21 protein-coding genes are annotated in these 22,348 nt (G+C 73.7%); 13 read left to right on the forward strand and 8 right to left on the reverse strand.

Annotated features, from left to right (window positions below; genetic code table 11):
* Positions 1-71: 71 nt before the first annotated feature.
* A complete protein-coding gene (locus DZA62_RS01805) occupies positions 72-1,151 on the forward strand; it encodes an FIST signal transduction protein (RefSeq protein WP_198663314.1) in 1,080 nt (359 codons plus the stop codon).
* A gap of 9 nt (positions 1,152-1,160) precedes the next feature.
* Positions 1,161-2,609, forward strand: coding sequence for an ATP-binding protein (locus DZA62_RS01810; protein WP_157987409.1), 1,449 nt, complete (start codon positions 1,161-1,163; stop codon positions 2,607-2,609).
* 31 nt (positions 2,610-2,640) lie between these two features.
* Here DZA62_RS01810 and coaA read toward each other — a convergent pair whose 3' ends face one another.
* Entirely contained in the window at positions 2,641-3,588 is a 948-nt protein-coding gene (gene coaA, locus DZA62_RS01815; protein WP_232827214.1) for a type I pantothenate kinase, read from the reverse strand.
* A 72-nt stretch (positions 3,589-3,660) separates the two neighbouring features.
* Here coaA and glmS point away from each other — a divergent pair, with 72 nt between their 5' ends.
* The gene (glmS, locus tag DZA62_RS01820; protein WP_116947521.1) at positions 3,661-5,508 is read left to right on the forward strand and encodes a glutamine--fructose-6-phosphate transaminase (isomerizing); all 1,848 of its coding nucleotides are present in this window, start codon (positions 3,661-3,663) and stop codon (positions 5,506-5,508) included.
* Between the two features lie 236 nt (positions 5,509-5,744).
* Here the strand turns inward: glmS and DZA62_RS01825 are convergent, their stop codons facing one another.
* Positions 5,745-6,236 carry a GNAT family N-acetyltransferase gene (locus tag DZA62_RS01825; protein ID WP_116947059.1) on the reverse strand — a complete coding sequence of 164 codons (492 nt, stop codon included), beginning with the start codon at positions 6,234-6,236 and terminating at the stop codon, positions 5,745-5,747.
* A gap of 73 nt (positions 6,237-6,309) precedes the next feature.
* Here DZA62_RS01825 and DZA62_RS01830 point away from each other — a divergent pair, with 73 nt between their 5' ends.
* Genes DZA62_RS01830 through DZA62_RS01855 form a run of 6 tightly spaced genes read left to right on the forward strand, consistent with a single transcriptional unit; the run spans position 6,310 to position 11,649 of the window.
* Complete coding sequence (locus DZA62_RS01830) at positions 6,310-6,669, forward strand: holo-ACP synthase (RefSeq protein WP_116947060.1); 360 nt, start codon at positions 6,310-6,312, stop codon at positions 6,667-6,669.
* Positions 6,666-8,114, forward strand: coding sequence for an NAD(P)H-hydrate dehydratase (locus DZA62_RS01835; protein ID WP_116947061.1), 1,449 nt, complete (start codon positions 6,666-6,668; stop codon positions 8,112-8,114). The genes DZA62_RS01830 and DZA62_RS01835 overlap by 4 nt, the downstream gene beginning before the upstream one ends.
* 13 nt (positions 8,115-8,127) lie before the next feature.
* A complete protein-coding gene (gene alr / locus DZA62_RS01840) occupies positions 8,128-9,303 on the forward strand; it encodes an alanine racemase (protein ID WP_232827215.1) in 1,176 nt (391 codons plus the stop codon).
* A complete protein-coding gene (locus DZA62_RS01845) occupies positions 9,300-10,421 on the forward strand; it encodes an alpha/beta fold hydrolase (RefSeq protein ID WP_116947063.1) in 1,122 nt (373 codons plus the stop codon). The genes alr and DZA62_RS01845 overlap by 4 nt, the downstream gene beginning before the upstream one ends.
* A gap of 5 nt (positions 10,422-10,426) precedes the next feature.
* On the forward strand, positions 10,427-10,918 hold the full coding sequence (gene tsaE / locus DZA62_RS01850; RefSeq protein ID WP_408618052.1) for a tRNA (adenosine(37)-N6)-threonylcarbamoyltransferase complex ATPase subunit type 1 TsaE: 492 nt from the start codon (positions 10,427-10,429) through the stop codon (positions 10,916-10,918).
* A complete protein-coding gene (locus tag DZA62_RS01855; protein WP_198663315.1) occupies positions 10,915-11,649 on the forward strand; it encodes a pentapeptide repeat-containing protein in 735 nt (244 codons plus the stop codon). The genes tsaE and DZA62_RS01855 overlap by 4 nt, the downstream gene beginning before the upstream one ends.
* Here the strand turns inward: DZA62_RS01855 and DZA62_RS01860 are convergent.
* Together DZA62_RS01860 and DZA62_RS01865 are read right to left on the reverse strand one after the other, a co-directional pair.
* Positions 11,625-12,257, reverse strand: coding sequence for a Uma2 family endonuclease (locus DZA62_RS01860; RefSeq protein WP_116947064.1), 633 nt, complete (start codon positions 12,255-12,257; stop codon positions 11,625-11,627). The genes DZA62_RS01855 and DZA62_RS01860 overlap by 25 nt on opposite strands.
* Positions 12,254-13,846: an MFS transporter gene (locus DZA62_RS01865; protein ID WP_198663316.1), complete on the reverse strand. Its 1,593-nt coding sequence runs from the start codon at positions 13,844-13,846 to the stop codon at positions 12,254-12,256. Before DZA62_RS01865 ends, DZA62_RS01860 begins: the two co-directional genes overlap by 4 nt.
* An 82-nt stretch (positions 13,847-13,928) precedes the next feature.
* Here DZA62_RS01865 and tsaB point away from each other — a divergent pair, with 82 nt between their 5' ends.
* From tsaB to tsaD, 3 genes are read left to right on the forward strand one after another with little or no spacing between them, the layout of a single operon-like run.
* On the forward strand, positions 13,929-14,576 hold the full coding sequence (tsaB, locus tag DZA62_RS01870) for a tRNA (adenosine(37)-N6)-threonylcarbamoyltransferase complex dimerization subunit type 1 TsaB (RefSeq protein WP_116947066.1): 648 nt from the start codon (positions 13,929-13,931) through the stop codon (positions 14,574-14,576).
* On the forward strand, positions 14,573-15,055 hold the full coding sequence (rimI, locus tag DZA62_RS01875; RefSeq protein WP_232827217.1) for a ribosomal protein S18-alanine N-acetyltransferase: 483 nt from the start codon (positions 14,573-14,575) through the stop codon (positions 15,053-15,055). Before tsaB ends, rimI begins: the two co-directional genes overlap by 4 nt.
* Positions 15,056-15,063: 8 nt before the next feature.
* Positions 15,064-16,113: a tRNA (adenosine(37)-N6)-threonylcarbamoyltransferase complex transferase subunit TsaD gene (gene tsaD, locus DZA62_RS01880; RefSeq protein ID WP_116947067.1), complete on the forward strand. Its 1,050-nt coding sequence runs from the start codon at positions 15,064-15,066 to the stop codon at positions 16,111-16,113.
* On the opposite strand, the gene DZA62_RS01885 is transcribed toward tsaD, so the two are convergent.
* Together DZA62_RS01885 and DZA62_RS01890 are read right to left on the reverse strand one after the other, a co-directional pair.
* Positions 16,110-16,757, reverse strand: a complete 648-nt coding sequence (locus tag DZA62_RS01885) for an HAD family hydrolase (protein WP_116947068.1) — start codon at positions 16,755-16,757, stop codon at positions 16,110-16,112. The two genes, tsaD and DZA62_RS01885, sit on opposite strands and share 4 nt — an antisense overlap.
* Before the next feature lie 146 nt (positions 16,758-16,903).
* Positions 16,904-18,184 (reverse strand): cytochrome P450, encoded by a 1,281-nt coding sequence (locus DZA62_RS01890; protein WP_116947069.1) that lies wholly within the window; start codon positions 18,182-18,184, stop codon positions 16,904-16,906.
* Between the two features lie 83 nt (positions 18,185-18,267).
* Here DZA62_RS01890 and DZA62_RS01895 point away from each other — a divergent pair, with 83 nt between their 5' ends.
* Positions 18,268-19,896: a glycoside hydrolase family 3 protein gene (locus DZA62_RS01895; RefSeq protein ID WP_198663317.1), complete on the forward strand. Its 1,629-nt coding sequence runs from the start codon at positions 18,268-18,270 to the stop codon at positions 19,894-19,896.
* A 7-nt stretch (positions 19,897-19,903) separates the two neighbouring features.
* On the opposite strand, the gene DZA62_RS01900 is transcribed toward DZA62_RS01895, so the two are convergent.
* Positions 19,904-21,076, reverse strand: coding sequence for an amidohydrolase (locus DZA62_RS01900; protein WP_232827218.1), 1,173 nt, complete (start codon positions 21,074-21,076; stop codon positions 19,904-19,906).
* Positions 21,077-21,080: 4 nt separating this feature from the next.
* A complete protein-coding gene (locus DZA62_RS01905; RefSeq protein ID WP_116947070.1) occupies positions 21,081-22,211 on the reverse strand; it encodes a glutamate--cysteine ligase in 1,131 nt (376 codons plus the stop codon).
* Positions 22,212-22,348 lie beyond the last annotated feature (137 nt).

Raw genomic sequence — 22,348 nt, forward strand, 5'->3', positions numbered from 1 at the left:
GCTGGTTCTCGGTTGGGTCCGCTCCTGGAACAGGCCGCCGTTCCGGAGCGCGGGCGGTCGACGACGCGCTGGTGCACGACGACGCGAAGCTCATCGTCGTGTTCTGCTCCCCGTCACGGGATCTCCCGGAACTGCTCCACGAGATCCGGTCGCGCTCGGGTGGCCTCCCGCTGATCGGATGCACGACCGGAGGCGAGATCGCGTCAGCGGGTCCCAGCGATGCGAGCGTCGTCGTCGCGGCCTTCGGCGGCCCCGGGTTCGCGATCGAGACGGCCGTCGCCACGCAGGCGTCGCACGACCTCCGCACGGCGGGCGAACTCGTGGCCCGGTGCGTTCCCGACCGGCCGGATCTCCCTCACAAGGTGCTGCTGCTCCTGAGCGACGGCCTCGCCGGCGATCAGCAGGAGATGGTCCGCGGCGCCTACTCCGTGCTCGGCGCCGCCGTGCCGCTCGTCGGCGGCTGCGCCGGCGACGATCTCAAGATGACGACGACGTTCCAGCTCTACGGCGACCGTGTACTCACCGATGCGGTGGTCGCTGCCGGCATAGCGTCGCCGGCGCCGCTCGGGATCGGCGTCCACCACGGCTGGCGGCGGGTCGGCGAACCGATGCTCGTCACGGGCAGCGCCGGCAACCGCGTCTACACCCTCGACGATCGCCCGGCGGTGGACGTCTACCTCGAGCACCTGGGCGTGGGGCAGCCGGCAGGCTCCGATCAGGAGTGGCTGGCCCGGCTCGCGCTCACGCATCCGCTCGGCCTCAGGCGCGCGAGCGAGGAGGACCACGTCCGGTTCATCACGGGGGGAGACTTCGCGGAGCGGTCGTTGTCCTGCGTGGCCGAGGTTCCCAACGGCGCGCTCGTCTGGATCATGGAAGGCGACGCCGAGTCGGTCCTGGAGGCGACGGACGCCGCCTGCCGAGGCTCGCTGGCCGCGCTCGACGGGCAGCCACCGCTGGGGATGATCGCCTTCGACTGCATCGCCCGCCGGGGTGTCCTCGGCCCGGCCGGGATTCGTGCGGAGGTCGACCGGATCTCCGCGATAGCGTCCGGAGCGCCCGTCGCCGGGTTCTATACGTACGGCGAGATCGCCCGGACTCGTGGCCTGCACGGATTCCACAACCAGACCCTGGTCGTCCTCGCGGTCGCATGAGAGATGGACATGTCGCCCTGGTTCACCCAGGAGCTCGCCGAGTTCGTGGCGGCGGTCTCCGTCGCCGGAAGCGAGGCGGCGGCCGCGCGGGCATCGGTCGAGCGAGCGGCGGAGGCGCTCGACGCGGACGTGGCGGCCATCGTCCGCGGGGGCGAGGTCGTCGCCGCGGTCGGGTATCCGCAGGGGCGGGTCCCTGTCGCCGAGCTCGCCCGGGTGCACACCGGCGCCGGGGTCGCCCGGCTCGTCGTCCCGGGCGTCGGCGAGTGTTTGGCGGCCGCGGCCACGCTGGAGTACCCGACCGGTGCGGTGCTGCTCGTCGCCAGACCCGATGCTCTGACACGTGAGGAGTCGGGCCAGCTCCGCGCGATGGCGCGGGTGGCGTCGACGACGATGCGGCTGTGGAGTGTCCTCGCCGACGAGCGTGCGGCGCGCGAGGAACTCCAGCGACTGGCTCGTGAGCAGGCGGCGTTGCGGCAGGTGGCCACGCTGGTCGCCCGGGGAGAGCGGCCGGCCGGCGTTCTCGCCGCCGTCGCCGAGGAGGTGGGCCGGTTGTTCGCCGCCGAGACGACCAGCCTCGTCCGATTCGACGCGGACGGCGCCGAGACCTGGGTCGGCTCATGGGACGCGACCGGCCTGCCGATGCGCGCGGACCGGAGGCGGCCGGCGACCGATGTGCCGATCACCGTCGAAGGGCGCCTCTGGGGGGCGTTGCGGGTGGCGAACCCGCCGCGGACCGCAGCCGCCACCCGGGCCGACGAGCGACTCGCAGGCTTCGCCGAGCTGGTCGCGACCGCGATCGCGAACGCCGAGACGCGCGCCGAGCTGACCGCGTCGCGGGCGCGCATCGTCGCCACCGCCGACGAGACCAGGCGCCGGATCGAGCGCGACCTCCATGACGGCGCACAGCAGCGGCTGGTCACGTTCGGACTGCGGCTGCAAGCGCTGCGGGCCACCGTCCCGGCTGAGCTCGGGGAGCTGGCGACGGAGCTCGACGTCCTGGCCGCCGAGCTGGTGAACGCGCTGGACGAGCTCCGCGAGTTCGCCCGCGGCATCCATCCCGCTCTGCTCAACGAGAGTGGCCTGGGGCCGGCGCTCCGGACGCTGATCCGCCGCTGCCCGATTCCCGTGCGGTCCGACGTGCGGGTGAGCGGGCGTCTGCGGGAGCCGGTGGAGGTCGCGGCGTATTACGTCGTCTCGGAGGCGCTGGCGAACGCCGCCAAGCACGCGAACGCGACCTCGGTCGCCGTCGACGTCGAGACGACGGAGGAACGCCTGCGCCTGTCCGTCCGTGACGACGGTGTCGGCGGTGCCGACGTCGCCGGAGGGTCGGGACTGGTCGGGCTCAAGGACCGGGTCGAGGCGATCGGCGGCCGCATCGTCGTGGAGAGTCGCCGCGGCGCCGGTACGTCGGTGCGGGCGGAGCTTCCGCTGGCGGACGGCACGACGGGCGTGGACTGACCGCGCCGGTCGCCGGCCCGGCCGCCGGCGGTCAGATCTTGCGCAGCCTGATGCGCTGTACCGAGTGGTCCGCGCCCTTGGTCAGCGTCAGCGTGGCCCGGCCGCGCGTGGGCAGGATGTTCTGGGCGAGGTTGGGCCCGTTGATGGTGTCCCAGAGCTGCTCGGCCTGGGTGACGGCGGCGTCGTGGTCGAGGTCGCCGTAGCGGCGGAAGTAGGACTCCGGCCGCTGGAACGCCGTCTCGCGCAGCCGCAGGAACCGCTCGACGTACCAGCGGCGGATGTCCTTCGGCGACGCGTCGACGTACAACGAGAAGTCGAAGAAGTCGCTGACCGCCAGGCCGGCGACGCCGTCGGGGCGGGGCCGGGCCGGCTGCAGGACGTTGAGGCCCTCGATGAGCAGGATGTCCGGCCGCTCGACGGCGATGTGCCCGCCGTCGACGATGTCGTACGTCAGGTGCGAGTACACCGGCGCCTCGACCACCTGCTCGCCGGACTTCACCGCCGTCACGAACCGCAGCAGGGCACGGCGGTCGTAGGACTCCGGGAACCCCTTGCGCTGCATGAGGCCGCGTCGCTGCAGCTCCGCGTTGGGCAGCAGGAAGCCGTCGGTCGTGACCAATGCCACCCGGGGATGTTCGGACCACCGGGCCAGCAGCACCCGCAGCAGCCGCGCCGTCGTCGACTTCCCGACCGCGACCGAGCCGGCGATGCCGATGACGAACGGGGTGCGCTCGGCGAACCCGCCGAGGAACGTCGTCGTCGCCTCGTGCAGCCGGGCCGCGGCCCGGAACCGCAGGTTGAGCAGGCGCGACAGCGGGAGGTAGACGTCGCGCACCTCGTCGAGGTCGACGGCGTCGCCCAGCCCGCGCAGTTCCTCGAGCTCCGCCGCGGTCAGCGACAGCGGGGTCTCGTCACGCAGCCGCGCCCAGTCGGCGCGGGACAGGTCGACGAACGGTGAGGAGTCGCGGACAACAGTCATGATGGCCCTCATTCTCGCCGACTTGTCCCAGCGATGCGCGATCCGGGGCCGAGTGCGGTTACAGTGACCGCCGTGTGCGGGATCGTGGGATACACAGGACATCGCGCGGCGCTCGACGTGGTCGTCGAGGGGCTGCGCCGGCTCGAGTACCGCGGCTACGACTCCGCGGGCGTCGCGGTCGTCGCCGACGGCGCGCTGGCCTCGGCCAAGCGGGCCGGCAAGCTGGTGAACCTGGAGAAGGCGCTGGAGGAGCGGCCGCTGCCGGTGTCCGGCACCGGGCTCGGGCACACCCGCTGGGCCACGCACGGCTCGCCCACCGACCGCAACGCCCACCCGCACCTCGACGAGTCCGGCCGGGTCGCCGTCATCCACAACGGCATCATCGAGAACTTCGCCCGGCTGCGCGCCGAGCTCGAGGACTCCGGCGTCCGGTTCGCCTCCGAGACCGACACCGAGGTCGTCGCGCACCTGCTGGCCGCCGAGGTCGCCGCGGGGTCCGATCTCGTCGACGCCATGCGCACGGTCTGCCGCCGCCTCGACGGCGCCTTCACGCTGCTCGCCGTCCACGCCGACACCCCTGACCGCGTCGTCGCCGCCCGCCGCAACTCGCCGCTGGTCATCGGCATCGGCGAGGGCGAGAACTTCCTCGCCTCGGACGTCTCCGCGTTCATCGCCTACACCCGCGAGGCGCTCGAGATCGGCGACGGCCAGGTCGTCGAGATCACCCCCGACGACGTCACGCTCACCGATTTCTTCGGCAACGCCGTCGAGGAGAAGCACTTCCACGTCGACTGGGACGCGTCGGCCGCCGAGAAGGACGGCTACGACTACTTCATGCTCAAGGAGATCGCCGAGCAGCCCAAGGCGGTCGCCAACACCCTGCTCGGGCGCGTCGGCAAGGACGGCCTGCTGTCGCTGGACGAGATGCGGCTGTCCGACGAGGAACTGCGCGAGGTCGACAAGGTCGTCGTCGTCGCCTGCGGCACCGCCTACCACGCGGGCATGGTCGCGAAGTACGCCATCGAACACTGGACCCGGCTCCCCTGCGAGGTCGAGCTGGCCAGCGAGTTCCGCTACCGCGACCCGGTCGTCGACCGGCAGACGCTGGTCATCGCGATCAGCCAGTCCGGCGAGACCATGGACACCCTGATGGCGCTGCGGTACGCCCGCGAGCAGGGCGCCCGGGTGCTGGCCATCTGCAACACCAACGGCTCCACCATCCCGCGCGAGTCCGACGCCGTCCTGTACACGCACGCCGGCCCCGAGGTCGCCGTCGCGTCGACCAAGGCGTTCCTCACGCAGATGATCGCCTGCTTCCTGGTCGGCCTCTACCTCGGCCAGGTCCGCGGCACCAAGTGGGGCGACGAGATCCGCTCCGTCGTGCGCGACCTCTCCGACCTGCCGGCCAAGGTCGACCTCGTCCTCGAGACCATGGAGCCGGTGCGCGAACTGGCCCGCAATCTCTCCTCCGCCACGTCCGTCCTGTTCCTCGGCCGGCACGTCGGCTACCCGGTGGCACTCGAAGGCGCGCTCAAGCTCAAGGAGCTCGCCTACATGCACGCCGAGGGCTTCGCCGCGGGCGAGCTCAAGCACGGCCCCATCGCGCTGGTCGAGGAGGGCATGCCGATCGTCGTCGTGGTCCCGTCGCCCAAGGGCCGCTCCGTGCTGCACGACAAGATCGTCAGCAACATCCAGGAGGTCCGCGCGCGCGGCGCCCGCACCATCGTCATCGCCGAAGAGGGCGACGAGGACGTCGTGCCCTACGCCGACCACCTGATCCGCGTGCCCGAGTGCCCGGTGCTGCTGCAGCCGGTCGTGTCGACGGTGCCGCTGCAGGTGTTCGCCTGCGAAATGGCGAGCGCGAGAGGCTTCGACGTGGATCAGCCGCGGAACCTGGCGAAGTCGGTCACCGTCGAGTAGTTCTCGGGGTGCTGTGGGGCGGCCGCGTGGCCCATCGGTCTCGGCTGTCGTCGTGCGGCGGGCCCCGTACCGTTCGCCGTCCCCTACCGGTGGACAACGATGATCATCAACGATCGCGTACTTCACTAGGCGTTCTCCCGCTCCACCGGGCATGCAGGCCTCGTGGAGCGGGAGAACGCCTCGTGGTGGCTCCCGAGTCGCCGTGCAATCTCAGCAGGCGGACACCACGGCTGCTCTCAGGCGAAGTCGCTGGACAGGAGGTCCATGACGAAGCCGTCGCGGCCGGTCAGCATGCCCACCGGGCGGAAGCCGACGGCCGCGTAACAGCGGATCGCGACCTCGTTGGTCGCGGCGGTCGCGACGACGATGCGGTGGTGGTCGCAGGCGTCGAACAGGTGCCGGGCCAGCGTGCCGACGGCCTCGCGGCCCAGACCCCGGCCGTGGAGGTCGGGGTCGAGCAGGATCTCCATGCCCGCGTGGCGGTCGCGCGGGTTGTCGACCTCCCAGTACTGGATCAGCCCGGCGATGCGCCGTCCGGCCAGGATCGTGTACCGCGTCGTCGAGCTGTCCTCGAGCAGCCAGCCCTCGCCCAGGCCGGTCGGATCCCACCACTGCTTGACCTCGGGCGTGCTGATGATGTGCAGCAGCATCGGCACGTCATCGGCGGCGACGGGGCGCAGGACGACGTGCTCGCCGGCCAATCCGCCCACGAGAGTCAATTCGCCCATAGGCGCGAGTGTAGGTCGAGCGCGCCGTATCGGCATGCGGAACGCCCGGCGGTGGCGGTCTAGGGTGTGTCAGGTGATCGTGGGCGTGGGAATCGACGTCGTCGACGTGCGGCGGTTCGCCGAGACGCTGGAGCGGACGCCGCGGCTGGCCGTCCGCGTCTTCACGCCGGCCGAGCGGGCCCGGTCCATCGCGTCGCAGGCCGCCCGGTTCGCCGCCAAGGAGGCGCTGGCCAAGGCGCTCGGCGCGCCGAAGGGCCTGCTGTGGCACGACGCCGAGGTGGTCAGCGACGACGACGGCCGGCCCTGGTTCGAGGTGCGCGGGACGGTCGAGGCCCGCTGCCGGCAGTTGCACGTCGAGACCGTGCACCTGTCGCTGTCGCACGATGCCGGGGTCGCGTCGGCCATCGTCATCCTGGAAGGGGCCGGACGGTGATCGCCGTCCACACCGTCGAGGAGATCCGCGCCGCCGAGGAGGCGCTGATGGCCCGGCTGCCCGACGGCGCACTCATGCAGCGGGCGGTGGCGGGCCTGGTGACGGTCTGCGCAGGGCTGCTCGGCGGGGTCTACGGCGCGCGGGTGGTCGTGCTGGCCGGCGGCGGCAACAACGGCGGCGACGCGCTCTGGGCCGGCGCCAGGCTGGCCCGCCGGGGCGCGCACGCCGACACCGTCCTGCTGAACCCGGAGAAGGCGCACGCGGAGGGGCTGGCGGCGTTCCGGGCCGCCGGCGGGCGCGTCGTGGCCGGCGACGAGGTGCCGGTCGCGCTCGCCGACGCCGAACTCGTGCTCGACGGCATGCTCGGCATCGGCGGGCGAGGCGGCCTGCGGGGCGACGCGGCCGAGCTGGCGGCACTGCTGCGCGCGGGCCGGACCGCCGGCGCCGTCGTCGCCGTCGATCTGCCCAGCGGCGTCGACCCGGACACCGGCGAGACCCCCGGCGACCACGTGGTCGCCGACCACACCGTGACGTTCGGCACCGGCAAGGCCGCGTTGGTCGTCGACCCGGCGGCCGCCGCGGCCGGCGTCGTGCACCCGGTCGACATCGGGCTCGGGCCGTACCTGCCGGAGCCGCGGCTGACGGTGCTCGAGGCCGCCGACGTCGCGGCGCTGCTGCCCGATCCCGGCCGCGAGTCGGACAAGTACTCCCGCGGCGTCGTCGGCGTCCTGGCCGGCTCCGGGCAGTTCCCCGGCGCCGCGGTGCTGGCGACCGGTGGCGCGCTGCACGGCGGCGCCGGCATGGTCCGCTACGCCGGGCCGGACGCCGTGGCCGGCGAGGTGCGTGAGCGCTGGCCCGAGGCGATCGCCGGGCCGTCGCCGGACGCCGTCGGGCGGGTGCAGGCGTGGACCGTCGGGTCCGGGCTGGGCGACGGACGCGCGGCCGACGTCGGCGCGGTCCTGGGCGCCGGGCTGCCGGTCCTGGTCGACGCCGACGGCCTGCGCTGGCTGCCGGACCGGTTCTCCGGCCCGGCGCTGCTGACGCCGCACGCAGGCGAGCTGGCCCGGCTGCTCGACGTCGAACGGACCGAGGTCGAGGCGCGCCGGCTGCACCACGCACGCCGGGCGGCCCAGCGGTGGAACGCGGTCGTGCTGCTCAAGGGGTCGACGACGGTGGTGGCGGCGCCGGACGGCCGGGTGCGGGTCAACCCGACCGGGACGTCCGCGCTGGCGGCCGCCGGAACCGGCGACGTGCTGGCCGGGCTGGCGGGATCGTTGCTGGCCGGCGGGCTGTCGCCGTTCGACGCGGGCAGCATGGCGGCCTACGCACACGGCCTCGCCGGGCAACGCGCGGCGGCCGGGTCCGGGTACCCGAGCGCCGGCGACGTCCTGAGCGAACTGCCGGCCGTGCTGCGGTCCCTGCGCGGCGTTGTCGGCGGCGGCTGACACAATCGGGGACGTGGTGACCCACCAATACGGCCCCGGGCCCGTGCCGCACGCGGAGGTGCGGGTCGACCTCGCCGCCATCCGCGACAACGTCGCCGAGCTCGCCGTCCGTGCCGCTCCCGCGCAGGTCATGGCGGTGGTCAAGGGCGACGCGTACGGCCACGGGCTGGTCCCGTCGGCGCGCGCGGCACAGGCCGGCGGCGCCTCCTGGCTGGGCACCGCCACGCTGGCCGAGGCACTGGCCCTGCGGGCCGCCGGCATCGGCGGACGCCTCCTGGCCTGGCTGTCCGCGCCCGGCGAACGGTGGGCCGACGCCCTGGCGGCCGACGTCGACGTCTCCGCGTCGGCGCCGTGGGCGGTCGCCGAGATCGCCGCCGCCGCGCGCGAGACCGGCCGCACCGCTCGGGTGCATCTCAAGGCCGACACCGGGCTGGGCCGGTCCGGCGCGCCGCTGGCCGAGTGGCCCACGGTGGTCGACGACGCGCTGAAGGCCCAGGCCGAGGGGCTGGTCGAGGTCGTGGGCCTGTGGTCGCACCTGGCCTGCGCCGACGAACCCGCCCACCCCGCCAACGCTCAGCAGCTGGCCGCGTTCCGCGATGCCGCCGCGCTGGCCGAGTCGCGCGGTGTCCGGCCCGAGGTGCGGCACCTCGCCAACTCCGCCGCCACCCTGACCCTGCGCGACTCCCACCTCGACCTCGTCCGCCCCGGGCTGGCCACCTACGGCCTGTCGCCGGTGCCCCAGCAGGCCGCGCCGGCCGACGTCGGGCTGCGGCCGGCCATGTCGGTGCGGGCCCGGCTGACGCTGGTCAAGCGGGTTCCGGCCGGTCAGGGCGTGTCCTACGGCCACCTCTACGTCACCGACCGCGAGTCCACCCTGGGGCTGGTGCCGCTCGGGTACGCCGACGGCGTCCCGCGGCACGCGTCCGGCGGCTCCGCCGGTCCGGGCGGGCCGGTGCTGGTGCGCGGGGTCACCCGCCGTGTGGCCGGCCGGGTGTGCATGGACCAGTTCGTCGTCGATCTGCGCGACGACGACGTCAGCGCGGGCGACGAGGTGGTGCTGTTCGGCGACGCCGCGGCAGGCGAGCCCACGGCACAGGACTGGGCCGACGCCGCGGGCACCATCTCCTACGAGATCGTCACCCGGTTCGCGCCGCGCCTGCCCCGCGTCTACGTCAACGGGGCGCTGTGAGCAGGCTGGTCGCGGCGGGGCGCACGGCCGGCCTGATCGGTGCCTGGGTCGGCGTGGCCACGGCCGGCGCGGCCGTCGGGTTCGCCGCCGAGCGCTACGTCATGGGCCGGTCGCTGAAGAAGGACGACCCCTACGCCGACGAGCCGTTCGGGTCGCTGCGCGGTGCCGCGCGCACCGTCACCACCGACGACGGCGTCGACCTCCACGTCGAGATCGACGACGCCGACGAATCCGATGCCCCGACGCTGGTGTTCTGCCACGGCTTCGCGCTGACCATGGACGCCTGGCACTTCCAGCGGCGCGACCTGCGCGGCACCGCCCGGCTGGTGTTCTGGGACCAGCGCGGGCACGGCCGCTCCGGCCCGTTGCCCGACGACGGCGAGCTGTCCTTCCGGCGGCTCGGCGCCGACCTCGGCCAGGTGATCGACGAGATCGTGCCGAAGGGGCCGATCGTGCTGATCGGGCACTCCATGGGCGGCATGACGGTGCAGGCGCTGGCCGAGGCCCGGCCGGAGCTGTTCGGCAAGCGCATCGTCGCCGCGGCGCTCATCGCGACCAGCGGCCAGACCATCGACGTCTCCGGGCTCGGCCTGCCCGGCTATCTCGGCCGGCTGGCCGGCCGCGCCGCGCCGGCCGCCGTCTCGATCCTGGCGCGCAAGCCCGAGCTGGTCGAGCGCGGCCGCAAGATGGGCAGCGACCTCGCCTATGTGCTGACCAGGCGCTACGCGTTCGCCGAGGGCGGCTCACCGAAGCTGGTCGAGTTCACCGCCATCATGAACGCAGACGTCCCGATCGACGTCGTCGCGAGGTTCTTCCCGCTCTTCGGCGAGCTGGACGCCGCCGGCGCCATCCCCGTGCTGGCGAAGATCCCGGTGCTCGTCGTCGGCGGCGAGCACGACCAGATGACGCCGGTCCAGCACAGCCGCGATCTCGCGGACGCGCTGATCGACGTCGAGTACATCGAGGCCACCGACGCCGGGCACATGGTGCTGCTGGAACGGCACGAGGTGGTCACCGAGGCATTGCGCACACTGATCGACCGAACCCGCCGCGGCGGCCGGCCGCGGCGGCTGAGCAGCCGCATCGCGTCGGTCCGCCGGCGGCGCAAGGAGGACTAGCGGTGATCGACCTCGACGTCCCCGACGCCGACTCCATGACGGCGCTGGGCGAGCGGCTCGCGGGGGTGCTGCGGGCCGGCGACCTCGTACTGCTCGGCGGCGACCTGGGGGCGGGCAAGACGACGCTCGCGCAGGGGGTGGGCGCGGGGCTCGGTGTGCGCGGCCCCGTCACGTCGCCGACGTTCGTCATCGCGCGCGTGCACCCGTCGCTGGTCGACGGCCCGCCGCTGGTGCACGTCGACGCCTACCGGCTCGGCGGCTGGGACGAGCTCGAGGACATCGACCTCGAGGCGACCCTCGACGAAGCGGTCACGCTGGTCGAGTGGGGCGAGGGCGTCGCCGAGGGCCTGGCCGGCGACCGGCTCGAGATCCACATCGACCGTTCGCACGGCGGCGACGGCTCGGCGCCCGAGGGCGCCGAGGTCCGGCACGTGCACGTCCGCGCCGTCGGCGAGCGCTGGGACGAGGCGGCGCTGGCGCCCGTGGTGCGGCCGTGACCGACCGACGCCCGCTCACCGACGACGAACTGGCCGCGCTGCTGGCCGGCGGGGCCGACGTCGAGGACGCCGACCTCGCCGGACGCGACCTCACCGAGCTGCTGGAACCACCCGGTCCGGCGCCGCGGGTGTTCCGCCGCTGCGACCTCACCGAGGCGCGGCTGACCCGCGCCGCGCTGATCGGCGCGACGTTCGAGTCCTGCACCATGGACGGCGCCGGGTTCGGCCGCGCCGAACTCGACGGCTCGGTGTGGAAGGGCGGCGCGGCGCCGAAGGCCGACTTCTCCCGGGCCGACCTCTCCGACGCCACCTTCGAGGGTGTCGACCTCGCCAACACGACCTGGCGCGACACCCTGATCGCGGGCACCGGGTTCACGGGCTGCCGCATGGTCGGTGCCCGGCTCGACGAGTCGCGGGGCCTCGGCGCCACGTTCAGGCGCTGCAACCTCATGCTGGCCGGGCTGTCCGGCATCAGCCTGCGCGGCCAGGAACTCGACGGCCTGCGCATGGACGACGCGGTGCTGGCCGCCGCCGACCTGCGCGACACCGTCTGGACCGACTCGCGGCTGCGCGGCGTGGTGCTGCGGGGCGCCGAACTGGACGGCGCCGACCTGCGCGGCGCCGACCTCGGCGACTTCTCCTGGCAGGAGGCGCACCTGCTGTCCGGCGCCACGATCTCCGCCGAGCAGGCCTCGCGGCTGCTCGCTCAGCTCGGCGTCGTCGTCGACTGACGGTCGTCCAGGGCGTTGACCATCGTCAGGTCGATCTCGACGGCGTACGGCACCGCGTGGACCATCCGGTTGTGATGAATGCCGGTGAGCCCGTAGGTCTTCGTCGCCGGATCGAGCCCGTACGTGTACACGACGGCCCGGCGGTCCTCGTTCTCGACCCGCCAGAAGTGCTTGATGCCGGCGGCGGCGTAGCGGCGCGGCAGCGTGTCGCGATCACGCTCGACGGAGTCGGCCGACACCACCTCGACCGCCAGCACCACGTCGGCGGGGTGGTAGAAGGCGAGCGGCTGTTCACGGTCGTGCGCCGTGGCCGAGACGACCAGGACGTCGGGCTGCGGCACCTGGCGCACCGCCAGCCGCACGGCCATCGCGCGGTCGGCGCGCAGCTCCGGTGGCGCCTGCCGGGCGAGCTCGTCGAGGAGGAGCTCGGCGACACGCGCGTGCCAGTTCGTCTGCGGGCTCACGAAGACGAGGCTCCCGTCGATCAGCTGGGTGCGCTCCGGCAGTCCTTCGAGCTTCAGAAACGTCTCGGCCGTGAACCCGCCGGGCGGGTAGACCCACGACGGCACCGGCTCGGCGGCCGGTGTGGACGTCGGTTCGACGGTCATCGGCGACCCCCCTTCGACGATTCCGGGGTGGCGGCGACGCGGTCGGCCGCGGCCGCGTCCTCCTGGGCCGGGCGGTCGCCGGGATGGCGCAGCGCGACGACGAACGCGGCGGCGAGCGCCACGGCCATGGCGATCAGCACGGCGCGCATACCCAGCGCGAAGTCCCGGGCGACGGCGTCCTCGACCGCTCCGCGCACCGAGGCCGGCACCGAGCTCAGGTCGCGGCTGCCGCCGCCGCTGCTGGCGGCCTGCCGGGCCAGCTCGTCGGCGGAGTCCCTGCCCACGCCCAGGCCGACCAGCGAGGACGCGAACCGGTCGGTGAACACGTGCGTGGCCAGCGTCCCCAGCACCGCGAAGCCGAGCGCGGACCCGTAGTTGCGGATCGTCTGGTTGATGCCGGTGACCTCGCCGTACGACGCGTCGTGGGTGCGGCTCACCGCGTCGGCGCTGGACGGGCCGAGGAGGAAACCGATCCCGGCGCCGGCCAGCAGCAGCGGATGGTGCTGGGCGCTGCCGTCCAGCGTCGTGACCTGGGTCGCCCACCAGACGTAGCCGGCGATGCCGACGACGCAGCCGAGCAGGATCGTCGGCTTCGCGCCCCGGGAGTCGAAGATGCGCCCGCCGACCTGCGCGGCGAGGAGGAAGCCGAGGAAGTACAGGAGCAACAGGGTGCTGGCGCCGGACGCGTCCAGGCCGAGTGACACCGCGGAATACACGCTGAGGAAGTAGGACACCGGGACGAACGCCACCATGGCGAGGAACAGCACGCCCGAGTCGACCCGGAAGCCGCGCTGGCGGAAGATGTCCAGGCGGATCAGCGGGGTCGGACGGCGCCGCTCGACGACGGCGAACAGCACCAGCAGCCCCGCCCCGACGACGATGCACGCCCAGGTCCGGACGTCGTCCCAGCCCCACGTGGTGGCCTCCGAGAACCCGATCACGCTCAGCGCCATGCCGGCGGCCACGAGGGCCGCGCCGGGCCAGTCGATCCGGCCGGGCCGGCGCTCCCCGGTGATCGGCGCCAGCACGATGGTGACCAGCGCCGCCGCCGCGACCGGCAGGTTGATCCAGAAGATCGTGCGCCACGACCATTCCAGCAGGTAGCTGCCCAGGATCGGACCCAACGCCGTGAACGCCCCGGTGAGGCCGAAGAACATCGCCATCGACCGGCCCCGCCGCTCGGGCGACGCGCTGCCGTAGATGATGGAGATGGCCGCGGGCAGCAGCACCGCCGCGAACACCCCCTGGGCGGTCCGTGCCGTGATCAGCCACGCCTCGGCCCAGGAGGTGTCCGGCGTGGCACCGCACAACGCCGAGGTGACGGCGAACCCGGCGACGCCGACCAGCACCATGCGCCGCCGTCCCCAGGCGTCGGCGACCCGCCCGCCCAGCGCGAACGTCGCGGCCAGCGCGACCAGGTAGGCGTTGATCACCCATTCGCCCTGGTTGCTGGTGAGGCCGAGATCGCGCTGCAGCTCCGGCGACGCGATCGCGACGATGGTCTGGTCGATGAACGACATGGAGACGGCCAGGATCATCGACACCATGACGAGCGGCGCCATCCGGCCACCGCTGGACGAAGCGGTCATGGGCCACCAGCCTCGGTCCGCCCGGCCGCGCGCAGGTCACCCGAACTGGGTGAGGTGGCCGGCGCGGGCGTAGGGTGACCAGGTGCTGTTGCTCGCCCTGGACACGTCGACGCCCGCGGTGACCGTCGCCCTGCACGACGGCGAGCGGGTGCTGGCCGAGGCGACCACCGTCGACCCCCGCCGGCACACCGAGCTGCTGATGCCGTTGGTGACGTCCGTGCTGGCCGAGGCCGGCGTCGGACGCCGCGATCTCACCGAGCTGGCCGTCGGCGCCGGGCCGGGGCCGTTCACCGGCCTGCGAGTCGGCCTGGCGGCGGCGCGCACCATGGGCGCCGTCCTCGAGCTGCCGGTCCACGGCGTCTGCAGCCTCGACGTGCTCGCGTACGGCGTGCGGGCCACGAACCCGCCGGGTGAGCCGTTCGCCGTCGCCACCGACGCCCGTCGCCGCGAGGTCTACTGGGCCACGTACGACGCCGGCGGCGTTCGCACCGCCGGCCCCGACGTCGGCCCGGCCGCCGAACTCCCGGCGCGGCTGCCCGCCGCCGGAGCCGGCGCCCGGCTCTACCCCGACGCCTTCGCCCGTGCGCTCGACCCCGAGTACCCGTCCGCCGCGCAGCTCGCCGCGGCCGTCGCGACGCAGGCCGTCGAGATCCTCCCGCCCGACCCGCTCTACCTGCGCCGTCCCGACGCCACGCCGCCGAGCGCGCGGAAGAGCGTCCTCGCACGGTGACGGTCGTGCTGCGGCCGATGCGCGAGCAGGACCTCGACGTCGTCGTGCCGCTGGAACAGGAGCTGTTCGCCGGTGACCCGCCGTGGTCGGCGGAGCAGTTCCGCTCCGAGCTGTCCGGTGTCCCGGAGACCCGCTGGTACGTCGTCGCCGAGGCCGGCGACGAGGTCGTCGGCTATGCGGGACTGCAGGTGCCGGTCCTCGCCGGCGACCCCGCGGACGTCATGACCATCGCCGTCGCGCCCGCCCACCAGCGCGGCGGCGTCGGCACGGTCCTGATGACGGCGATGGAGGCCGAGGCCCGCCGCCGCGGCGCCGTCGAGCTGCTGCTCGACGTGCGGGCCGACAACGAGCCGGCGAAGACGTTCTACGCGCGGCACGGCTTCGAGCGGATCGCCGTGCGGCGCAAGTACTACGGCGGCGGCCGTGACGGACTGGTCCTGCGGAAGTGGCTGCGGGCCGCGGCGGAAGCGGAGCGATAATCATCGGCGTGAGCGACCAGCCCCTGATCCTCGGCATCGAGACCTCCTGCGACGAGACCGGCGTCGGCCTGGTGCGCGGCACCACGCTGCTCGCCAACGCCGTCGCCAGTTCCGTCGACGAGCACGTCCGCTTCGGTGGCGTCGTCCCGGAGGTGGCCAGCCGGGCGCACCTCGAGGCGATGGTGCCGACCCTGCGGCGCGCCCTCTCCGAGGCCGGGGTGGGCCTGGCCGACGTCGACGCGGTCGCCGTCACCGCTGGTCCAGGGCTGGCCGGTGCGCTGATGGTGGGGGTGTCCGCCGCCAAGGCGCTCGCCGTCGCGCTGGACAAGCCCCTCTTCGGCGTCAACCACCTGGTCGGGCACGTGGCGGCGGAGCAGCTCGAGAACGGCCCGCTGACCGAGCCGGTCGTCGCGCTGCTGGTGTCCGGCGGCCACACGGAGATCCTGCTGGTCGAGGACATCGCGACGTCGGCGACCCTGCTCGGCCAGACCCTCGACGACGCCGCCGGCGAGGCGTTCGACAAGGTCGCCAGGCTGATCGGGCTGAAGTACCCGGGCGGGCCGAACATCCAGCGGGCCGCCCTCGAGGGCGACCCCGCGGCCATCCGGTTCCCGCGCGGCCTCACCAGCCGGCGCGACCTCGAGCGGCACCGCTACGACTTCTCCTTCTCCGGCCTCAAGACGGCGGTCGCCCGCTGGGTCGAGACCGCCGAACGCGAGGGCCGGGCGGTGCCGGTCGCCGACGTCGCGGCCGGCTTCCAGGAGGCCGTCGCCGACGTGCTCACCCGCAAGGCCGTGCTGGCCTGCCAGGAGCGTGGCATCTCGACGATGGTCCTCGCCGGCGGCGTGGCGGCGAACGCCCGGCTGCGCGATCTCACCCGCGAGCGCTGCGCCGCGGCCGGCATCGAGCTGCGTCAGCCGCGCTTCTCGCTGTGCACCGACAACGGCGCCATGATCGCGGCCCTGGGCGCCGCCGTCGTCGAGCGCGACCTGCCTCCGTCGTCGCTGGACTTCGCCTCCGACTCCTCGCTCCCGGTCACCCAGGTGCTGGTGGGCTAGAGGTTGCGCAGGGCCGCCGGCAGCGCGGTGATGTCGTCGAGGACGGTGGTGGCGGTCGCGGCGACGACGGCCGGGTCGGGCGGGAAGTGCGGGTTCGGCACGGCGACGACCGTCATGCCGGCGGCATGGGCCGACCGCAGGCCGTTGGTGGAGTCCTCGACGGCGGCGGCGCGCCGGGGATCGACGCCGAGGCGGCGGGCGGCCTCGAGGTAGACGTCCGGGGCGGGCTTGCCGGCGGCGACCTCCTCGCTGGACACCGCGACCGGCACCAGGTCGGTGAGCCCGGCGAAGGACAGGAACGACGCGATCAGCACCGGCGGCGACGAGCTGGCGATGCCGACCGGCCCGCGGGCGGCCACCGCTCGGACGGCGTCGACGGCGCCGTCGATGACCGGCGGGGCGTCGGCGTAGCGGCGGGCCATCTCGTCGACGACCGCCTTCGCCACCTCGTCGGGCGTCAGCGCCGCCCCCAGCTCGTCGACGAGGTAGCGGGCCCACTCGGGCGTGCTCATGCCCTGCATCGCCCGTGTCGCCTCGTCGGTCCACGCCCCGCCGTACTCCGCGACGACCGCCCTGCGCACCTCGTCCCACGCCCGCTCGGAGTCGACCAGCACGCCGTCGAGGTCGAAGACCACCGCATCCATGCCCGCCACGCTATCGAGTCCGCGGCCCGCGCCCGCACCGCCGGCGAGCGGAGGTGTGTTCGGACGTGCAGACACCAGCGCCGACCATTGGCGTCGCCGTCAACACGCTCCAACGGACCCACCCGCCCCGACGCGGCCGAGCGGGGTCAGCGGGGCTCCGGGATCAGCCAGAGACCGCCGCGGGGGCGCAGCGTGATCAGCGGGTCCAGCCGCAGCGGCCGGCCGGGGACGGGGCGCAGCCGCCACCGCCGAGCGACGGTCGCCAACCCCAGCACGGCCTCGGTCCAGGCGAACCCCTCGCCGATGCAGCGGCGCAGCCCTGCGCCGAACGGGAAGAACGCCCACCGCGGCCGGTCCCCGGCGTCACCCAGCCAGCGCGACGGGTCGAACGAGAACGGCTGCGGCCACCAGCGCGCGTCGTGGTGGACGACCCACTGCGGCAGCACGACGAGGTCGCCGGGCTCGATGACGTGAGAGCCGATCGGGTACTCGACGAGCGCCTGGCGGCCCATCATCCACGACGGCGGGTAGAGCCGCAGCGCCTCGGACACGACGGCCCGGCACAGCGGCAGCCGGTCGACGTCATCGGGACCGGGCGAGCCGACGCCGTCGACCTCGGCGTGCACCGACGCCTGCACCGACGGGTGGACGGCGAGCAGGTGCAGCGCGAACGCCAGTGTGTTCGCCGTCGTCTCGTGGCCGGCCAGCAGCAGCGTCGTCGCCTCGTCGCGCAGTTCCTCGTCGGACAGGCGATCGGCGCCGAGCACCAGCGCGGACAGCAGGTCGCCGCCGTCGCGGCCGGACGACACGCGCTCGGCGACCACGGAGTCGACCAGGCCGTGCAGCCGCTTCCGCCCGCGCTGCAACCGCCGTAACGGCCCGACCGGCAGCCCCTGCAGCTTCTCGCTGAACGGCAGGAACGCCAGCTTGTACGCGCTCAGCAGGTCGGCCAGCGCCCCCTCGACGGTGCCGACGTCGACGGACGTGCCGAGCAGCGTCGTGCCGGCGGTGTCCAGCGTCATCCGGACCGTCGCCGCGTGCACGTCCAGCGGCTCCCGCGCCCGCCACCCGCCGGACACGGCCGCGGCCCGGTCGGCCATCACCGACGCGTACCCGGTGATGCGCCGCGAGTGGAACGCCGGCTGCACGAGGTCGCGGTGGTGACGGTGCACGTCGCCCTCGGCGGTCAGCAGGCCGTCGCCGAGGACGACGCGGGCGCGCTGCAGCACCATGCCCTTGCGGAAGGCGGCCGCGTCGGTCACCAGCACGGATCGGACGTGGTCGGGATGCGCCAGCTGCCACACCGGGAACGGGCCGAGCCGGAACCGGGCGACGTCGCCCTGGTCGCGGTGCGTCGACGCGACGAAGCGGAGCCGATCGGACTGGAACGCGAGCAGGTCTCCGACGACCGGCAGCGGGCGGCTCATGCTCCCGACGCTACGAGTGACCCGACCCACGCCGCCACCCGTTCGCTCACGGGTCGGACGGCGGTCGTGGCAGACTGGCGGAAATGCGGCGACTGCTCTTCCTCCTCGCCGGGGCGCTCCTGCTGGCCTCCTGTGGCGGCGGTGACGGCGACTCCGGCTCCGGCTCCGACGACGGCTCCCAGGCGACCGGCTCCGGCACGCCGACGACCACTCCGACGCCGTCGCCGACCCCCACGACCCCGCCGCCGCTGGCCTGGGGGCCCACCCAGGACGAGTACGACCAGGCCGCCGCGCTGGTCGCGGACATGCCGGTCGAGCGCCAGGCCGGCCAGGTCATCGTGGCCCGGTACGCGGGCCTGGAGCCGCCGGTCGGCCAGATCGAGGAGCTCGGCCTGGGCGGCGTCATCCTCATGGGCGACAACGTCGAGTCGCCGCAGCAGGTCACCGGCGCGACGGCCGCGATCCAGGAGGCCGGCGGCGACCGCGGCTATCCCGTCCTCATCGGCATCGACCAGGAGGGCGGGACGGTCGCGCGCATCAAGGCGCCGGCGACGGAGTTCCCCGCCTACATGACGCTGGGGGCGTCCCGCGACACCGACCTGGCGGCGCAGGTCGCGCAGGCCAGCGGCGAGGAGCTGCGAGCGATGGGCCTGACCATGGTGTTCGCGCCCGACGCCGACGTCACGACGGGTCCGGACGATCCCACCATCGGCACCCGGTCGGCGTCGTCGGACCCGCAGGTCGTCGCCGAGACGATCCAGGCGTCGCTGCGCGGCTACGCGGCGTCCGGCATCCTCGCGGTGTCCAAGCACTTCCCGGGCCACGGCTCGGTGCCGGCCGACAGCCACGAGGAGCTGCCGGTGCAGACGGCGACCCTGGACGAGCTGCGGGCCCGCGACTTCGTCCCGTTCCAGGCGGCGGTCGAGGCCGGTGCCGAGGCGATCATGGTCGCCCACATAGACGTAGAGGCCGTCGATGCGGGCGTGCCGTCCTCGCTGTCGCCGACGGTGATCGGGCTGCTGCGCGACGAGCTCGGCTTCGACGGCCTCGTCGTCACCGACGCGCAGGACATGGCGGCGATCGGCGACGGCTACGGCTCCGGCGCCGCCGCGGTGAAGGCGCTCGCCGCCGGTGCCGACGTCGTGCTGATGCCGGCCGACGTCGGGTCGGCGCACACCGCGATCGTCGACGCGGTGGCGAGCGGCGAGCTGCCCGCGGACCGGCTGGCCGAGGCCGCCATCCGCGGCGTCGCGCTGATGCTGCACGAGGCCGCCGGCCCGGCGCCCGACCCGGCCGCCGTCGGCTCGCACGAGGAGCTGTCCTACGAGGCGTCGCTGGGCGGGGTCACGGTCGTCGCCGGCGCCTGCGAGGGCCCGCTGGTCGACGGCGCCATCCGCGTCGTCGGCGGCGAGGAGGCCGACCGCGTCAGGTTCGACGAGGCCGCGGCGGCCGCCGGGCTCACGACCGACGCCAACGCGCCGACCACGGTGCGGCTGCTCGGCGGGACGGAGCCGGGCTCCGGCGACGTCGTGGTCGCGCTGGACCGCCCGTACGCGCTGGGCGCCAGCGACGCGCCCGTGAAGCTCGCGCTGTACGGACGGACACCCGGCGCGTTCCGCGCGCTGGCCGAGGTGCTGGCCGGCACCTCACCGGCCCGCGGCACCCTGCCGGTTCCGGTCGACGGCGCCGCCCAGCAGGGCTGCCCCGGCTGAGACGGCCTCAGCGCGACGACGCCAGCGCGGCCAGCGCCGTGCTGACGAACACCCGCACGCCGTAGGCCAGCGCCTTCTCGTCGATGTCGAAGTCGCCCTGGTGGAGGTCGCCCATCTTCGGCAGCGCGCTGCCGTGCACGCCGATGCGGGCCAGCGCCAGCGGCACGTGCTCGCCGTACCAGGCGAAGTCCTCGCCGCCCATGCTGGTCGAGGTGCCGGTGACGGCGTGCGGGCCCAGCTCGGTGGCGACCGCCTGGCGCATCAGCGTCACGCTGGCCTCGTCGTTCACCACCGGCGGCACGCCACGCTCGTAGTCGATCTCGACCCGGGCGCCGCTCGGGTGCGCGATGTCGCGGACGACGGCGCGCACGTACTTCTCGGCGTCGGCCCAGGCCGCGTGGTCGAGCACCCGGACGGTGCCGCGCAGGACACCCTCGGACGGAATGGCGTTGGGCGGGCCACCGGCCTGGATCGACCCCCACACCAGCGAGAAGCCGGCGCGGATGTCGATCTGCCGGGCCAGCAGCGCCGGTGCGTCGACGGCGATGCGGGAGAGGGTGTCGACGGTGTCGACGGTCAGCTGCGGCCGCGCGGTGTGGCCGCCGGGACCGCTGACGCGCACCTCGACGAGGTCGCAGGCCGCCGTGATGGGCCCGGACCGCATGCCGACCTGGCCGACCGGTAGCCGCGGGTCGCAGTGCAGCGCGAACGCGCGCTCGACGCCTTCCAGGGCGCCGGCCGCGATGACCTCGCGGGCGCCGGCCATGATCTCTTCGCCGGGCTGGAAGATCACCCGCACGCGGCCGGGCAGCTGCGGCACCTTCGCGAGCGCCATGGCCGCGCCGAGCGCCATGACGGTGTGCGCGTCGTGGCCGCAGGCGTGGCAGACGCCGTCGACGGTGGAGCGGTAGGGGACGTCCTTGAGGTCCGGGAGCGGCAGGGCGTCGATGTCGGCGCGCAGCGCGATGGTGCGCGAGCCGGTGCCGACGTCGACGACCACGCCGGTGCCGCGCGGGAGCACCCGCGGCTCGAGGCCGGACATCGTCAGCTGCCGGACGAGGAGGTCGGTGGTCTGGTGCTCGTTCAGGCCGAGCTCAGGCCGCGCGTGCAGCATGCGGCGCAGCGCCGTGAGTTCGTCGGTATGAAGATCGAGCCAGCTCGCAAGCCAGTCGTAGGTCACTCGGTCACAACCCCGTTGCCATCTCTTCCAAGAGGCTGTCGACGACCTTGGTCAAATCACCGCCGTTCGCCTCTGCAATTGTCCGTTGCCGCTGATAGCTCGCCCCTTGCGCCACAATGCGTTCGATGCCGGCGAGCTCTGCGGTGCAGGACAGTCTACGGGCAATGGGCATGAGTTCGTCGGCCAAATCCAGCAAAGCCCTGCGCACGGGTACGACCGTGTCCTGGTCGTCGACGATGATCTCGGCGTCCAGGCCGAACCGGGCCGCGCGCCACTTGTTCTCGCGGACCACCCAGTTCTTCGGCGACGGCAGCCGGTAGCCGCGGTCGATCTCGCGGTCGAGCCGCTCGACGAGGCACTGGGCCAGCGCGGCGACGGCGCCCACCTCGTCCAGCGTGGGCATGCCGTCGCAGATGCGCAGTTCGACGGTGCCGAAGTCGGGGTGCGGGCGGATGTCCCACCACACCTCGCGGACGGAGTCGATGGTGCGGGTCGAGATCAGCGTCCCCATGTAGCTCTCGAACTGGTCCCAGCCGGACAGCTGGTACGGCAGCCCGGCCGTGGGCAGGGCCTCGAACACCTTGCTGCGGGACGAGGCGAGCCCGGTGTCGTGGCCGACCCAGTACGGCGACGACGCGGACAGGGCCAGGAAATGCGGCACGTACGACGTCAGCGCGTTGACAATGGGAATGACTTTCTCCGGTGAGCGCACGCCGACGTGGACATGGACGCCGAAGATCTGCAGTCGGCGGGCGAGCCACTGCAGGTTCTCGACGAGTTGCTCGTACCGTGGCTTCGGGCTGATCTTCTGGCTGTTCCAGTTGGTGATCGGGTGGGTGCCGGCGCACATCAGCGCCAGCCCGCGGCGGTCGGCCGCCTTGGCCACCGTTCGCACGGTCTCGGCGAGGTCGGCCTTGGCCTCGCCGACCGTCTGGCACACCCCGGTCACGACCTCGATGGTCGATTGCAGCAACTCGTGCTTGGCCTTGGGGTGCTCCTCGGCGCCGGCCGGGCGGATCTCCTCGAGGATCTCGATCGCGCCGGAGGTCAGCTCGCGGGTCTCGGGATCGACCAACTGCAGTTCCCATTCCACGCCCAGGCTGCTGTGGTCGGACGATGTGAAAGGGATCTGCATGTCCGGAAGTGTTACACGCCTTCCGGTAATTACGGAATGCCCAATCTCATGCCTTTTGCGGAGTGAAACCGGGAGCCTCTTGACAAGAGGCATCGCTTCGCCCACGAGTGCGAGTCACGGGCTCTTGCCCGGCGGGG

The organism is Jiangella endophytica (assembly GCF_003427025.1).
In the GTDB taxonomy this organism is placed as follows: domain Bacteria; phylum Actinomycetota; class Actinomycetes; order Jiangellales; family Jiangellaceae; genus Jiangella; species Jiangella endophytica.